We start from the raw sequence: 15,080 nt of genomic DNA, 5'->3' as shown, positions 1-15,080 counted from the left end.
ATTTTAGTCTAACATCTCCCAAAATGCACGAATTAGGGGATTCGCTAAATTTCTTTTTTGCACACAAACCCCTAAATCAAACGCCTCGACGGGGTTGTCTAAATTTAAACGAGACACGTCTTTTGACATAGGGTTATTATCAATCACCACATCTGGCAACATCGCTAATCCAAAACCAAGTGCCACCATTGGCACGATCCCCTCATGCCCCGCCACTGTGGCATAAATTTTTGGATGCTTAATGTGTTTGCTACGTAGCCATTGTTCAATACGCTGGCGTGCCATTCCATCTAACGGCAAAATAAAAGGCATCTGTTGCCAGTTGATGGGTTCTTCCTGTAATAATTGTGTCGCTAAACAAGCCACGCGAGGTGCAATTAATGAAAGGGAAATATCATCAATCTTATAAAATTCCAATCCTGTCGGTAGATTGTTAGGTTTTCCCGCCAAAGCGAGATCCACTTGTTCTGATTGGATGAATTGCACTGCAGAAGCGGGGTCACCTGTAGTGAGTTGAATTTCAACTTTCGGATAACGAGAACGAAATTTGGCTAATACCTGTGGCAAGTGACTGTATGAAGCGGTTACTGAGCAAAATAAGCGTAATTCTCCGCTTAATTCCGCTGAATTATCTCGCAGCTGACGCTTAAACTGTTGCCAGTTTTGCCATTCTGTTTTCGCAAATTGCAGAAATTTCTCGCCTTGTTCGGTTAAGCGCACTTGGCGATTATCACGAATAAATAAAGGTTGTTCTAATTCCTCTTCCATGCGTTGAATTTGGCGTGAAAGCGTAGACGGTGACATATGATTTTGCGTAGCGGTTTTAGCAAAATTTTGTGTGTCCGCAAGATGAAGAAATATTTGAAGGTCTTGAAAGTTCATATGTATCACTAAAATGCAAATACCGTTGCAAAAAATGCAACACTAAGTGCCAATAATATCACTTTACGCAATAATTAAAAATCTTATAATCGATGGCACAACAAAAAACTATATTCAAACACAACCTCATACAAACATTAATCAACATCATATTAAGGATGAAAAATGGCTAACTATTTCAACACATTAAATTTACGCGAAAAATTAGACCAATTAGGTCGTTGTCGTTTTATGGATCGCAGCGAATTTGCTGACGGTTGCAACTACTTAAAAGGCAAAAAAATCGTTATCGTAGGTTGTGGTGCGCAAGGTTTAAACCAAGGTTTAAATATGCGTGACTCTGGCTTAGACATTTCTTATGCATTACGCCCTGAAGCGATTGCAGAAAAACGTGCATCATTCCAACGTGCAACCGAAAACGGTTTTAAAGTGGGAACTTACCAAGAATTAATTCCAACCGCAGACTTAGTAATCAACTTAACACCAGATAAACAACACTCTAAAGTGGTGGCTGATGTAATGCCATTAATGAAAAAAGATTCTGCATTTGGTTACTCACACGGTTTCAATATCGTTGAAGTAGGTGAGCAAATCCGTGAAGACATCACTGTGGTGATGAGCGCACCAAAATGTCCAGGTACTGAAGTACGTGAAGAATACAAACGTGGTTTTGGTGTGCCAACATTAATCGCAGTTCACCCAGCAAATGACCCACGTGGTGAAGGCATGGCAATTGCGAAAGCATGGGCTGCTGCAACCGGTGGTGACCGTGCGGGCGTATTAGAATCTTCATTCGTCGCAGAAGTAAAATCTGACTTAATGGGTGAACAAACCATTCTTTGCGGTATGTTACAAGCAGGTTCAATCGTATGTTACGACAAACTTGTTGCTGATGGTAAAGATCCAGCATACGCAGGTAAATTGATCCAATACGGTTGGGAAACCATTACTGAAGCCTTAAAACAAGGCGGTATCACATTAATGATGGATCGCTTATCAAACAGCGCAAAATTACGTGCATTTGAACTTGCTGAGCAAATCAAAGAAAGCCTTGGTTTCTTATATTACAAACACATGGATGACATCATCAGCGGTCACTTCTCAGCAACCATGATGGCTGACTGGGCAAACGGCGACAAAGATTTATTCGCATGGCGTGAAGCAACCGGCAAAACTGCCTTTGAAAACGCACCAAAAGCAGACGGCATCAAAATTTCTGAACAAGAATACTTTGATAACGGCGTGTTAATGGTAGCAATGGTGAAAGCAGGTGTTGAATTAGCCTTTGATGCAATGGTTGCAAGCGGTATCTATGAAGAATCAGCTTACTATGAATCACTTCACGAATTGCCGTTAATCGCTAACACTATCGCGCGTAAACGCTTATACGAAATGAACGTGGTTATTTCTGATACTGCAGAATATGGTAACTACTTATTCTCTAACGTAGCAACCCCAATTCTTGCTAAAGAAATCATCCCAACCTTACAAAAAGGTGACTTAGGTGAACCAACACCAGCGGTCGCTATCGATAACATCACCTTACGCGATGTAAACGATGCAATCCGTAACCACCCGGTTGAATTAATTGGTCAAGAGTTACGTGGCTATATGACAGATATGAAACGTATCGCAGTTGCAGGTTAATACTTAAACCTATAAAATTTCGAGCCGATTTGCACAAACAAATCGGCTTTTCTTATTTTCAGTTAATATCGATAAATTAATAACTTAGGTAGTATTTTTTGAAAAAAATCAAAAATATAAAGACACCTTTTTCATCGAACGCGCTTCAGAAAAAGAATCATAAAGGAACGTATCGTCGTCTACGTGCACTTTCTATCGCTGACAGTCAGGTCATTTTATTTAACAAACCGTTTGATGTGCTGACACAATTCACAGATGAAAACGGCCGATCTACGTTAAAAGATTTTATTACCATTCCAAATGTGTATGCGGCAGGAAGATTAGATCGTGATAGCGAAGGATTACTGATTTTAACGAATAATGGTGAAGTGCAACATCGTTTGGCAGATCCTAAGTTTAAAACAGAAAAAACGTATTTTGTGCAAGTGGAAGGTATTCCTGAAGAAACGGACTTAGACAAACTCCGCAAAGGCGTTGAATTGAAAGATGGAATGACAAAGCCGGCAAAAGTGCGGTTGATTTCAGAACCAGATTTTCTCTGGCCTCGCAATCCACCTATTCGTGAACGTCAAAGTATTCCAACGAGCTGGTTGGAAATCAAAATTACTGAAGGGCGTAATCGACAAGTGCGTAGAATGACGGCACATATCGGCTTTCCGACATTACGACTTATCCGTTATCAAATGAGCCATTTAACACTTGATGGACTAAGTAATGGTGAATATCGCCGTTTGAATGAAGAAGAAATACGTGCGTTATTCAAACAACTTCATTTAAATAACGCACGTTAAGATTAGAAACGTTGAGCGGGTTGTGCGTTTTCAACTTGTACGAAGAAACCTTTATCATTCAAGATAATGCTGTAATCCGTAACATATTTAACGCTGTTGGTTTCCACTATCGCATTACAGCTACGAATCCCTTGTTGTGGATAAGATTGGGTTTCGCGGGCTTGCGTGATTTGTTTCACTGTCATTTGGGTATTAGTAGCTGCACCTTGTTTTTTAAAGGCATCAGATAATACCGCAAAAACTTTTGAATCATTACATCTTGGCACAACGACGGATTTTGTCACAGTATTCGCTGTTTTCTGAGCAACGGTTTCCACGCTATTTTCAGTCGCTTTTTTAACGGCTTTGGGTTCCGCTTTCTTCACTTCTGTTTTAACCGCTGGTGTTTTTTTAGCAATTACTTTTTCAGGTTTAGCTGATTCTTTAACTGCACTTTGTTTGCTTTTCACTACCGTCTTTTTGTCTTTTAGCGCAGTTTGCTTCGTTTTTTCTACTGGCTGTTTGCCTTTCGTTTTTGTCGGCTCTGCTTTAGCGGCTTTATTTGTCGTTTTATTTTTTATTTTTTCTTTTTTCGTTACCGCTTTTTTCGCTTCGACAATTTTAGCTGGCTTTTTCGCTTCTGCTTTTTTGGTATCTGCTTTCTTTTTGGCTGTTTTGGCTACAGCTTTAGGTGTGGTTGCTTTCTTGGCTTCCACTTTTTTAACTGCCGTTTTCACTGACTTGGTTTGAGTTGATTTTGCCGAGTGATTTGGCGATGCTGCAAAGGCCAAAACAGGTAACAAGGCAAAAATCACCGCGAGTAATTTTTTCATCCTTTATTCTCCTTAAACAAAAAGTGCGGTCAACATTAACCGCACTTTGAAATTCATTTATAAATTAAAGATAGTAGTGTTCTATGTAGTTTAATTTATCGTCAAGTTTTAACACTAACGGTTGACCGGTTGGAATTTCAAAATCCATGATTTCCGCATCAGAAATACCGATGATGTGTTTTGCTAATGCACGAAGTGAGTTACCGTGTGCCACCACTAAAACACGTTTACCAGAAAGCATTGCTGGTGCAATTTGATCTTCCCAGAATGGTAATGCGCGTTCTAAGGTTAATTTTAAGTTTTCTGCGTTTGGTACAACATCAGATGGAATGTTTGCATAACGACGGTCGTTATGTGCAGAGTTTGGATCTTTTGGATCTAAATCTGGAGGAGAAATATCGTAAGAACGACGCCAGATATGAACTTGTTCGTCACCGTATTGTTCTGCGGTTGCTTTTTTATCTAAGCCTTGTAATGCACCGTAGTGACGCTCATTTAAACGCCAGTTTTTCACTTGAGGAATCCATAATTGGTGAGATTCTTCTAACACGATGTTACAGGTTTTGATTGCACGAGTTAAAACAGAAGTGAAAGCGATATCGAACTCATAGCCTTTCTCAAACAATTTTTTACCCGCAGCTTTTGCTTCTTCTACACCGCGCTCGGTTAAATTCACATCACGCCAACCTGTGAATAAATTTTTTGCGTTCCACTCACTGAAACCGTGACGAATGAATACTAATTCCATAAGGATCTCCTAAGTATTAATAAAAAAATGATGGCTCTGTTATAGCAAAAAATCGGTATGTTTAAAAGTAAAAAGGCGGCATTTACTGATCTTTCGCAAAAAATCACCTGTAAACTTTTAGCCACTCAAAAATAATGCTAGTATTTAAACTTTATTCGTCCTTTAATTTCTCTCAAGTTTAGATGTATGCAGCAAAGCAATCGTAGAAAAAAAATCTTAGCAAAACTGACCGCACTTTTAGCTTGCGGTCTGCTTGGCTTTTCATCTTTCGCGCAAGGCAACGATCTCAATCAAATTCAAAAACAAATTAAACAACAAGAATCGAAGATCGCCGAGCAAAAACGTGCACAAGCTAAACTCCAAGCCAGTCTTAAAGACCAAGAAAGCAAAATTAATAGCGTTGTCGGTGAATTACGTGAAACAGAATTAAGCTTAAAAGAAATCCGCAAGCAAATGGCGGAAACCGAAAAGCAAATCAAGCAATTAGAAAAACAAGAACGCGTGCAAAAAGCGAAGCTCGCTCAACAAGTCGATGCTATTTATCGTTCAGGTGTCAATCCTTCTACCTTAGAAAGAATGCTTTCGGAGGATGCCAAAAAAGCGGAACGCATGAAAGTGTATTATCAGCACTTAAACCAAGTTCGCATTGATATGATTAACAATCTGAAAGCGACACAAGAGAATTTAGCGAAACAGCGTGAGGCGATTTCAGGGCAACAAAAAAATCATCGCGATCAGCTTTCTACGCAAAAGAAACAGCAGCAAGAATTACAAAAAGCACAACAAGAACGTCAATCTACGTTAAATGAACTCAACAAAAACTTAACGAAAGATCAGAATAAGTTGGAAACGTTGAAAGCGAATGAAAATGCCCTTCGCCAAGAAATTCAACGTGCTGAACAAGCCGCTCGCCAACAAGAACAACGTGAGCGTGAAGCCCTTGCTCAGAAAAAACAAGAGGAAGAAAAACGGACCTCAAAACCTTATCAACCAACTGATCAAGAACGTAAGTTGATTAACAGCACCAGTGGTTTAGGTACGGCTGCACGTCAATACAATCGTCCAGTTTCTGGCCCGACGTTATATTCCTTTGGTTCAATCCAAGCGGGCGAAGTACGTTGGAAAGGCATGGTTATCGGTGCACCAACGGGTACCGCGGTAAAAGCTATTGCAAGTGGTCGTGTCATTCTAGCGGGTCATCTTAATGGCTATGGTTATATGGTGATTGTGAAACACGGCGACAGCGACTTGAGCTTATATGGTTTCAACCAAGCGGTATTTGTGAAACAAGGTCAGCTGGTGTCTGCGGGACAAACCATTGCGCAAGTAGGTAATACGGGTGAGCTCTCTAAATCGGCACTTTACTTTGGAATTAGCCGTAAAGGGGTGCCTGTAAATCCAGCTGGGTGGATTAAATAATGGCGGCATTCTTTCAAAGTGCGGTCAGAAATACGATCATTTTTTCAACCGCACTTTTCTCTGCGTTTACTTTTGCACAAGGCAAGTTAGCTATTGTAATTGATGACATTGGCTATCATCCGAAAGAAGATGCCGAAGTTTTAGCCATGCCAAAAGAAGTCTCTGTTGCGATCATTCCTGCAGCACCCTATGCAAAAATACGCAATCAAGAAGCGAAAGCACAAAATCACGATATTCTCATTCATATGCCGATGCAACCGGTCAGCAATATTAAAATTGAAGAAGGTGGTTTGACTTTAGGCTTGTCTGAAGCGCAAGTGAATGAGCGAGTGAAAAAAGCTAAAGCTATTGTGCCCAATGCTATCGGAATGAATAATCATATGGGGAGTGCAGCCACAGCCGATGCCACATTAATGACCTATTTAATGACCGCACTTCGTGAGCAGCATTTATTCTTTTTAGATAGCCGTACTATCGGGAAATCAGTTGCGGGAAAAATAGCAAAAGAACAAGGCATACGTGTATTAGATCGCCATGTGTTTTTAGATGACAGTGATAATTTGGCAGATGTTCAACGCCAATTTCAAAGTGCAATTCAATATGCGCGTAAACAAGGCACAGCCATTGCTATTGGACACCCTCGCCCAAATACTGTGGCTGTATTAAAAGCGGGAATAAAGAATTTACCCGATGATATTCAATTAGTCGGCATGGGAAGCTTGTGGCGAAATGAAAAAATCTTGCCACCTAAACCATTTATCTTAATTTTTAATGATATTCCTGCGCCAACCTCAGTTGCGCCATTTGAGCCAATCCCTTTATTACGGGGCGTACCGAGATAAATAAAAAGTGCGGTCAAAATTGACCGCACTTTTTTACGTTTTGAAACTTGCCTATCGACCATTTCGTTCAAAGAATAAGACTGTCGCCGCAACACGTGAATGCACGTTAAGTTTACGCAGTAAATTACGAATATGCACTTTAACTGTTTCTTCAGAAATGAAAAGCTGACCTGCAATTTGTTTGTTGGATAAACCTGTCGCGATTAAACGTAACACATCCATTTCACGATCGGTGAGTGAATCCATTGGATCAACAGTATGTTTACGTTCTAACAGTAAATTCTTGATCGAATCACTTAAAATCACTTCACCTTGTGCAATACGTTTAATTTGCTCAAGTAACACATCTGGCTCAGTATCTTTCAATAGATAGCCATCTGCCCCCGCATCGATGAGAGTAAAAATATCATTTTTTGCATCAGACACAGTTAAGATCAAAATTCGTGCATCCACACCTTCTGCACGCAGACCTTTAAGGGTATCCAAACCAGAAAGACCTTTCATATTAAGATCTAAAATGATTAAATCGGGTGATTCGTGAATCGCAACGGAAATGCCTTCTGTACCGCTTCCTACATCAGCGACAACTTCAAAATTCTCTTCTAATTCAACTAATTGTTTGATACCACGACGCATTAATGGATGGTCGTCGATAATTAATACTTTTAACTTTTCTTGCATAATATTCTCCAAGAGATAAGCGAACACTATTCTACTGCCTGAAGGCAAAACATCCACTGCCTTAGATTACTTCTCAATAGATTTTAGACCGAGGGATTCTATCGGGATTTTGCCCATCTTCCAATGCATATTTGCAGATAAACTTGATTTATCTCAAACAATGCTTGTTTTGATGTCGCTATTCGCAAGTCCTTTTGCTTTTAAATTTGAACGGCATAATACGCATGCCGCTTTCTGTCGAGTGCAATTGATAAAATTGCGGGTAATTAAAATTCCGTTGCACCATTTTATACGGATTTTCACAATCATTTGAGCCGAGTGATTGATAAATACGATTTATTTCGCGTACTTTGTCATCTTTCGAACCTTCACATTGACGATAAATTTCGAGACGATTCTTTTCATCTAACAAATAGACGTTAAAGCTATTATCGGCATTATCTTCAAAGAAGAATTGTAAAAAACCTTCACTGGCAAACAAATCAATTTCAGGCGGATATCGACGAGCTTCCGGAATAATTTCTTTTTCTTCCAACTGAGTTGGTAAAACGTCCTCAAAATTGACCGCACTTTCTTTTCCACCGTCAATAGGTTGCAAACTGATCCCTTTTTCTTCAAAGAAGAATTGCCAGTTTTTCCCTGCCACACGTAAACGGGAGTGCGTGGTTGGGCGGCTATCGCCTAATTGAATACTGATACAACGGTTTACCAGTACGCTCACCAAGTTTCGTAATGTGCGGTTGTAGTGTTTACTGTAACAGAAAACCTGCACAGAACGAGGCTGATTCACCCCTTGATCAATTTTATTAGAAAGCACTTTTAAGGCAAGCAAAATCGCATTCTGCCCTTCAAAATGTAAGGTTCGAATTTCATTCCACACATTACGGTAAGTGAAATCAATGCTACCGACCAAGCTCTGTTCTAATTGACCGAAACTGAACAAATCACTCGGCGAGATATTTGATTTAAGTTCTTCGACTTGTGCTGTTGGGTCATTCACTAAGTTCACAGCGATAAATAGATCGCGGATTTCACATTGGGAAGAAAGCGCCTCATTTGTTGGAGCTTGGCCATTGGTATGTGGGAAAAACAAGCGTAAATCAGCGACAAAATTACGCAAAGTGAGTTGGTCGATATTTTGACTAATTAGATGCAAACGAGTTTCAGCCGTCAGCAAGCGATTAAAATAAGCCCATGCGACCACTTTATTTAAACTTTCACCGTATTCAATCACGCGTTCTTTCGAGAACATCATATGATGTGGTGGCTGATTCACCATATACCATCCATCCTTAAAATTCTTATTGCCGTGAACTTCGATGAATGTGAGGTGATCTTCCGCTAAATTATGCGAAATCTGTGGATTCAGTAGTGTGATTTTACCGGGTAATTCTTCAAAAGCAGTATAAAGTTTGCGAGACAATACCGTAATATCTTGCGGAATCACGCTAGAATTAATTTTGTGTTTGCGTGCAAAATCCACCAGATTTCGATAACTCATCATCAAGAAATTCACTAAATTATTGTGACTTTCTTTCACCCGTTTAATTTTCCAATTTGGACGTTGATCCAATTCTTCAATGCGCTCTTTTGACCAGCCCCATTCTTGAGCCATCATTTTCATATAAGAAATACGCCAGTTTGAGGCGTGATATAACGCAAAGTCTTCTGTGGCTTTCACATAAAAACAAGAACGCACAAAATCAAGGCGCTTAAATTCTGAATGTGCGGTCAAATATTGACTAATTCTCTCTAGAATCGCGATATAAGGGTCAAAATGGTGTGCAGCGGTACTGCGACCGGACAGTAAATCTTCTTTAAATTGACGAGCAATTAAATGGGCATTTGGGTATTCTTGGGCATAGGTTTCCAACAATAAGATTTTCATCACTGATTTATACGGTGAATCAATACCTTTATAAAGTTGCCATAAACTCGCACCGAAATATTCACTGGCAGAGAATTGCCCCAATCCACCAAAATCCACCCAATCATTTGGATTAAGCTCACCTTCTGCCACTAGACGCGCAACTTCAGCTTCATATTGTTTTTCATCTTCCACCCACAAGTGGAGCCACAATAATGGTTTACCCGAAAGGCGTACAGCAGAACGATAAAATTCTTCCAATAACAACATATATTGAGCAGAACCGCTGTTTTCTTTAGTTAATGGATCGGAATAACGCTCATTACGGAAACGTTTTTGCGTCATCAAATAAAAATGCATTTCCACATGAAATGTGGATGCCCATTGAGTGATTTTCTTCGTTTTTTCCGCTAAGCGCTGCTGATCTTGTTCAGATAAATCATCTTGATGGCAGATCCAAATATCCAAATCCGAAGCTGAGGTTTGGCTAATAGATCCAAAACTGCCCATCACATAAATACCTAAGATCGGTGTGAAAACAGCATCAGAATTGACCGCACTTTGCACATATTCGACAAGTTCGGGATGTTCTTTTGAGAGAAAATTTTGCTGATAATTGGAAAGGATAAAATCGGCAATGCCTGCAGGGGCATCTTCCACATAACCCGGCAGAGCTGGATGATTAAGATGCAACAACAGCGGCACCAAAGAGACAATGTGTCGGAATGCATCACCAGAGCCCAATAATGCACGATCAAAACGACGTTTATCTAGAGTTTCGATACATTTTCGGGCTTGAGTGAGATCGTATTTCAAGGCTTCCTACCTATGACCATATAACTGATATTACTGTACCACTTAGCTCATCAGAAATCAAAAATTTAAATGATCTGACTTTTTGCCCTAAAAATGGTAGCATAGGGCATAATTCTATTTAAAATCAGCGGTATTTATGGCAGTACTTAAAACCTTAAAAATAGCGACTCGTCAAAGCCCTTTAGCCCTTTGGCAAGCGAATTTTGTAAAAGATCAATTAGAGAAATTTCATCCAACGCTTTCTGTTGAATTAGTTCCGATGGTAACAAAAGGCGATGTCATCCTAGATTCTCCTTTAGCTAAAATTGGCGGAAAAGGCTTATTTGTTAAAGAGTTAGAAAATGCTTTACTCGAAAAACGTGCCGATATTGCCGTCCATTCAATGAAAGACGTACCGATGGAATTTCCGGAAGGTTTAGGGTTAAGTGTGATCTGTAAACGTGAAGATCCGCGCGATGCTTTCGTCTCCAATACATACTGTTCATTAGATGAATTACCACAAGGTGCTATTGTTGGAACCTCAAGCTTACGTCGTCAATGCCAATTGAAACAATTACGCCCTGATCTTGATATTCGCTCTTTACGTGGCAATGTGGGCACCCGATTAAGTAAATTAGACAATGGCGAATACGATGCCATTATTTTAGCCTCAGCCGGCTTAATTCGTTTAGGACTAGCAGAACGCATCGCCTCATTTATTGAAGTAGAACAATCTTTACCGGCTGCCGGACAAGGTGCAGTTGGCATTGAATGCCGCGTTGATGACGAAGAAGTGAAAGCGTTACTTGCTCCACTTGCAGATGCGACCACGACGACTTGTGTTTTGGCTGAGCGTGCAATGAATACTCGCTTACAAGGTGGCTGCCAAGTGCCAATCGGTGGCTATGCCATTGAGCAAAATGGCGAAATTTTCTTGCGTGCACTCGTCGGCGAAACTGATGGCTCAGCGATTATTCGTGCGGAAGGTAAAAGTGCGGTTGAAAATGCCGAAGCATTAGGCGTGAACATTGCTGAACAACTTCTAGCACAGGGCGCAGATAAGATTCTGGCGAAGATTTACTCAGCATAGGAAATCACCATGGCCGTACTAGTCACTCGCCCGGATGAACGAGGAAAAGCCCTAGTTGACCAGCTGAATCAAGCCGGTGTGGTTGCCTTGCATTTGCCTTTGCTTTCTATTGAAGCAGGTACTGAATTGGCACAATTACCGACAAAACTTAATCAGCTAAAAAGTGGTGATTATGTATTTTTGGTTTCAAAAAGTGCGGTCGATTTTGCGGATAAAACCCTGAAAGATATTGGCTTTAGCTGGCGTCAAGATTTACAATACTTTACAGTTGGACATAGAACGGCACAGCATTTTTCCTGTCAAACTGAATGTACTGTTCGTTATCCAATAACGTCGGAAAATACTGAAGGTGTATTAAATTTACCGCAAATGGCAGAATTAACAGATAAAAACTTGTTAATTTTACGTGGCAACGGTGGACGAGAATTATTACGCGAACAGACCACACTACGCGGCGCAACTGTTGAGACAGTCGAATGTTACCAACGCACGCCGATTAGTTATAATAACGAAGAGCAAACCAGTATTTGTATTCGTTCTGGCGTGCAAACCCTTGTGGTAACAAGCCTTGAAATTTTGCAGGCGTTAATCGAATTTGTACCTGAAAATGAACAAAATTGGCTAAAAAATTGCTGTTTAGTCACGGTAAGTCAACGCATTGCGGATGTTGCAATACAACAAGGTTGGCATAATGTGGTGGTTTCCGCCGGTGCGGACAATCAAAGTTTACTTAATACCTTACTTAATGAAGTAACTCCCCTTTCTCACTAAGGAAAAGATATGGCGAAAGAGAAATTAACCCCTGAAACGACAGATGAAATCCAAGCAACAGATGCAGTGGAAATTCAAACTGAAGATCGCGAGCCTGTTGCGCCACGTACACAAACTGTTGTGAAGAAAAGTGGTACTGGATTAAGTTTATTGGCTATTCTCATTGCACTTGGCGTGGGTGGTGCAGGTTATTATTTTGGCCAACAAAAAGTGGATGAATTCCAACAAAAATTGACCGCACTTGAAGCTCAAATCAATAATAAAACGGTGGTTTCAGCACCTGCTCAAGAAGTAAAATTTGATACTACACAGCTTGCTCAATTAGAGTCTGCGAATAAAGCAATGCAAAACAAAATTGCGCAAGTAGAAGAGCTAATCAATGCCAAATCACATGAGTTAGTTGGCTTACAATCACAAATTAATAAAGTGAGCGCTCAAGCTAATGCTCAGCAACCTACAGATTGGTTATTCTCTGAATCCGATTTCTTACTCAATAATGCATTGCATAAATTAGTGTTAGATAACGATGTGGATACAGCGGTTTCACTCTTAAAACTCGCTGATGAAACTCTTGCTAAAGTGAATAACTCACAATCTGCGGCTATCCGTAGCGCAATCAATCAAGATCTGAAACAACTTCTCTCCGTAGCTGGCGTGGATCAAAATGCGGTCATGCAAAAATTATCTCAATTAGCTAATACGGTTGATGAACTACCTGTGTTAGATGTGAATTTCGGTGATGACCAAAATGCAACAAAATTATCAGATTCCCTGTCTGACTGGGCGGAAAATGCAGAAAAAAGTGCGACCTCATTCTTGAATCACTTTATCCGTATTTCACCGAAACATGGTGCGGATCGCAAAGAATTATTAGCGCCAAACCAAGATATCTATTTACGTGAAAACATTCGTTTACGCTTACAATTAGCGATTATGGCAGTGCCTCGTCAGCAAAATGAGCTTTATAAACAATCTTTAGAAGCCGTTGCATCTTGGATTCGTAGCTATTTTGATACCAATGCTGAAGTGACTCAAAGTTTCTTAAAATCAGTGGATGAATTATCTGAAGTATCCATCTATGTGGATGTGCCAAGCCAATTACAAAGCTTAAGTATGCTTGATAAGTACTTAAATCGTACACCTTTAGATGTGCAGAAAGTGGAAATTGAAGCAGAAAAAGCGGTTGATAATTCACCAAGAAAAGAAGAAGTAAAACCAGCACCTGAAGCGAAAGCGGAAGAGCCAAAAGCTGAAGAAAAACCCGCTGAAGCACCAGCTGCACAACCGGCAACTGAACCCCAACAATAAGGATAGATAATGTTTAGAGTTCTCTTTTTAATGATCGCCTTACTTGCCGGATTGATTGCAGGGCCTTACCTCTCCGGTCAGCAAGGTTATGTCAGAGTTGAAACGGCAAACACCGTATATGAAATGTCACTCACCACATTAGTGATTCTCTTTGTGGTCACGCTTGCAGTGATTTATTCGTTAGAGTGGTTGGTGACCCGTTTCTTCCGTTTAAGTAGCAATACCTATAACTGGTTCTCTCGCCGTAAACGTGTGAAAGCACAGCGTCAAACCCTTGAAGGCTTGATGAAGATGAATGAAGGCGATTATGCCAAAGCAGAAAAACTGATTGGTAAAAATGCGAAACATTCTGCAGAGCCAGTATTAAATCTGATTAAAGCGGCTGAAGCTGCACAGCAACGCGGTGATGAATTCAGCGCAAACCGTTATTTAATTGAGGCGACTGAACTTGCAGGTTCAGATAACCTAGTTGTCGAAATTGCTCGCACCCGTATTTTATTACAACAAAATAAATTACCGGCTGCGCGCAGTTCCGTTGACAGTTTGCTTGAAATGTCAGATCGCAACAAAGAAGTATTAAAACTTGCTGCTGAAATTTATAGCCGCTCCAAAGCTTATCAAGCTTTAGATGAAATCTTAGATTTAATCGAAGGTTCAGGCTTATTCTCAGCAGAAGAATTTAAAGCGCTTCAACAAGAAACAGAAAATGGCTTGTTAGATGAAAAAATGAATGAAGAAGGCGTTGAAGGTCTGCTTGCATGGTGGGAAGCTCAACCACGCCGTCGTCGCAATGACTTAGAGTTAAAAACAGCTTTAATTCAGCGTTTAATTGATTGTAACGATCATGAGTCAGCTTATGAATTCACGCTTGAAATCATGAAAAAATTGGGTGATAACACCCCAATTAGTCCTGAACTTTGCACGCAAATCACTCGTTTACAAGCAGAAGATAACAGCAAACTGCTCAAACTAGTGGAAAAACGTGCAAAACGTGCGGATGAAAGCCAACGTTGTTGTCTCAATCGTGCATTAGGCTATCTTTATGTGCGTAATAATGACTTCGCTAAAGCAGCAGAAGCATTTAAAGAAGTTACTGCTTGCCCAACCCAGCTCCAACCAAATGATGTCATGATGGCGTCTTATGTATTCGAACAAGCTGGTGACAAAGAAGCTGCAGAAAAAATTCGTCAGGACAGTTTAAAATCAGCCATGTCTATTCAAGACAAACCAGCTGAACAGCAGACTGAACCAAAAACAGATGAAGAACCAACCGCACTTATCGCAAAACGTGATTAAAATAAACAACGACGGGGCTGAATAAAGCCCCGTTTTTTCATTCCCCACCGCCACTTATTTTATTTAAAACCCACTTCTTATTACATTTCTTTATAAGTAATAAATTTCCATTCTTTTCTCACCGATTAAAA

The 15,080-nt window shown here is 40.2% G+C and carries 13 protein-coding genes; 8 read left to right on the top strand and 5 right to left on the bottom strand.

All coding sequences use genetic code 11. The annotated features are described in order from the left end of the window. Positions 1-3: 3 nt before the first annotated feature. Positions 4-882: an HTH-type transcriptional activator IlvY gene (gene ilvY / locus HMPREF3263_RS01545; protein ID WP_005694842.1), complete on the bottom strand. Its 879-nt coding sequence runs from the start codon at positions 880-882 to the stop codon at positions 4-6. A 165-nt stretch (positions 883-1,047) separates the two neighbouring features. Here ilvY and ilvC point away from each other — a divergent pair, with 165 nt between their 5' ends. Further along, positions 1,048-2,529: a ketol-acid reductoisomerase gene (gene ilvC / locus HMPREF3263_RS01540; protein ID WP_005699209.1), complete on the top strand. Its 1,482-nt coding sequence runs from the start codon at positions 1,048-1,050 to the stop codon at positions 2,527-2,529. Between the two features lie 98 nt (positions 2,530-2,627). Next, positions 2,628-3,320: an rRNA large subunit pseudouridine synthase E gene (locus tag HMPREF3263_RS01535; protein WP_141762781.1), complete on the top strand. Its 693-nt coding sequence runs from the start codon at positions 2,628-2,630 to the stop codon at positions 3,318-3,320. A 2-nt stretch (positions 3,321-3,322) separates the two neighbouring features. Here HMPREF3263_RS01535 and HMPREF3263_RS01530 read toward each other — a convergent pair whose 3' ends face one another. Then, positions 3,323-4,132 carry a hypothetical protein gene (locus HMPREF3263_RS01530; RefSeq protein ID WP_070852870.1) on the bottom strand — a complete coding sequence of 270 codons (810 nt, stop codon included), beginning with the start codon at positions 4,130-4,132 and terminating at the stop codon, positions 3,323-3,325. A gap of 64 nt (positions 4,133-4,196) precedes the next feature. Next, a complete protein-coding gene (locus HMPREF3263_RS01525; RefSeq protein WP_070852867.1) occupies positions 4,197-4,880 on the bottom strand; it encodes a 2,3-diphosphoglycerate-dependent phosphoglycerate mutase in 684 nt (227 codons plus the stop codon). 186 nt (positions 4,881-5,066) lie between these two features. On the opposite strand from HMPREF3263_RS01525, the gene envC reads away from it, so the two are divergent. Then, complete coding sequence (gene envC, locus HMPREF3263_RS01520; RefSeq protein ID WP_070852866.1) at positions 5,067-6,299, top strand: murein hydrolase activator EnvC; 1,233 nt, start codon at positions 5,067-5,069, stop codon at positions 6,297-6,299. After that, the gene (locus tag HMPREF3263_RS01515; RefSeq protein WP_070852864.1) at positions 6,299-7,141 is read left to right on the top strand and encodes a divergent polysaccharide deacetylase family protein; all 843 of its coding nucleotides are present in this window, start codon (positions 6,299-6,301) and stop codon (positions 7,139-7,141) included. The genes envC and HMPREF3263_RS01515 overlap by 1 nt, the downstream gene beginning before the upstream one ends. A gap of 51 nt (positions 7,142-7,192) precedes the next feature. Here the strand turns inward: HMPREF3263_RS01515 and HMPREF3263_RS01510 are convergent, their stop codons facing one another. Further along, positions 7,193-7,822, bottom strand: coding sequence for a response regulator (locus tag HMPREF3263_RS01510; RefSeq protein ID WP_049384674.1), 630 nt, complete (start codon positions 7,820-7,822; stop codon positions 7,193-7,195). Positions 7,823-8,000: 178 nt separating this feature from the next. Beyond that, on the bottom strand, positions 8,001-10,505 hold the full coding sequence (locus HMPREF3263_RS01505; RefSeq protein WP_070852863.1) for a class I adenylate cyclase: 2,505 nt from the start codon (positions 10,503-10,505) through the stop codon (positions 8,001-8,003). Positions 10,506-10,641: 136 nt separating this feature from the next. Here HMPREF3263_RS01505 and hemC point away from each other — a divergent pair, with 136 nt between their 5' ends. From hemC to HMPREF3263_RS01485, 4 genes are read left to right on the top strand one after another with little or no spacing between them, the layout of a single operon-like run. Further along, on the top strand, positions 10,642-11,574 hold the full coding sequence (gene hemC / locus HMPREF3263_RS01500; protein ID WP_070852861.1) for a hydroxymethylbilane synthase: 933 nt from the start codon (positions 10,642-10,644) through the stop codon (positions 11,572-11,574). A 9-nt stretch (positions 11,575-11,583) separates the two neighbouring features. Then, entirely contained in the window at positions 11,584-12,345 is a 762-nt protein-coding gene (locus HMPREF3263_RS01495; RefSeq protein ID WP_070852859.1) for a uroporphyrinogen-III synthase, read from the top strand. A 9-nt stretch (positions 12,346-12,354) separates the two neighbouring features. Next, positions 12,355-13,653 (top strand): uroporphyrinogen-III C-methyltransferase, encoded by a 1,299-nt coding sequence (locus HMPREF3263_RS01490; RefSeq protein ID WP_070852857.1) that lies wholly within the window; start codon positions 12,355-12,357, stop codon positions 13,651-13,653. Positions 13,654-13,662: 9 nt separating this feature from the next. After that, a complete protein-coding gene (locus tag HMPREF3263_RS01485) occupies positions 13,663-14,949 on the top strand; it encodes a heme biosynthesis protein HemY (RefSeq protein WP_049373709.1) in 1,287 nt (428 codons plus the stop codon). The last annotated feature ends 131 nt before the right edge of the window (positions 14,950-15,080 follow it).

The organism is Haemophilus sp. HMSC61B11 (assembly GCF_001838615.1).
GTDB lineage: Bacteria > Pseudomonadota > Gammaproteobacteria > Enterobacterales > Pasteurellaceae > Haemophilus_D > Haemophilus_D parainfluenzae_AD.
The sequence above is the reverse complement of the archived record's forward strand: the minus strand, read 5'-3'. Positions and strand labels throughout refer to the sequence as shown.

Coding starts and splice junctions, on each gene's coding strand:
- HMPREF3263_RS01495 (WP_070852859.1), top strand. CDS start 11,584: ATGGCCGTACTAGTCACTCGCCCGGATGAACGAGGAAAAGCCCTAGTT.
- HMPREF3263_RS01530 (WP_070852870.1), bottom strand. CDS start 4,132: ATGAAAAAATTACTCGCGGTGATTTTTGCCTTGTTACCTGTTTTGGCC.
- HMPREF3263_RS01515 (WP_070852864.1), top strand. CDS start 6,299: ATGGCGGCATTCTTTCAAAGTGCGGTCAGAAATACGATCATTTTTTCA.
- envC (WP_070852866.1), top strand. CDS start 5,067: ATGCAGCAAAGCAATCGTAGAAAAAAAATCTTAGCAAAACTGACCGCA.
- ilvC (WP_005699209.1), top strand. CDS start 1,048: ATGGCTAACTATTTCAACACATTAAATTTACGCGAAAAATTAGACCAA.
- HMPREF3263_RS01525 (WP_070852867.1), bottom strand. CDS start 4,880: ATGGAATTAGTATTCATTCGTCACGGTTTCAGTGAGTGGAACGCAAAA.
- HMPREF3263_RS01510 (WP_049384674.1), bottom strand. CDS start 7,822: ATGCAAGAAAAGTTAAAAGTATTAATTATCGACGACCATCCATTAATG.
- ilvY (WP_005694842.1), bottom strand. CDS start 882: ATGAACTTTCAAGACCTTCAAATATTTCTTCATCTTGCGGACACACAA.
- HMPREF3263_RS01490 (WP_070852857.1), top strand. CDS start 12,355: ATGGCGAAAGAGAAATTAACCCCTGAAACGACAGATGAAATCCAAGCA.
- hemC (WP_070852861.1), top strand. CDS start 10,642: ATGGCAGTACTTAAAACCTTAAAAATAGCGACTCGTCAAAGCCCTTTA.
- HMPREF3263_RS01485 (WP_049373709.1), top strand. CDS start 13,663: ATGTTTAGAGTTCTCTTTTTAATGATCGCCTTACTTGCCGGATTGATT.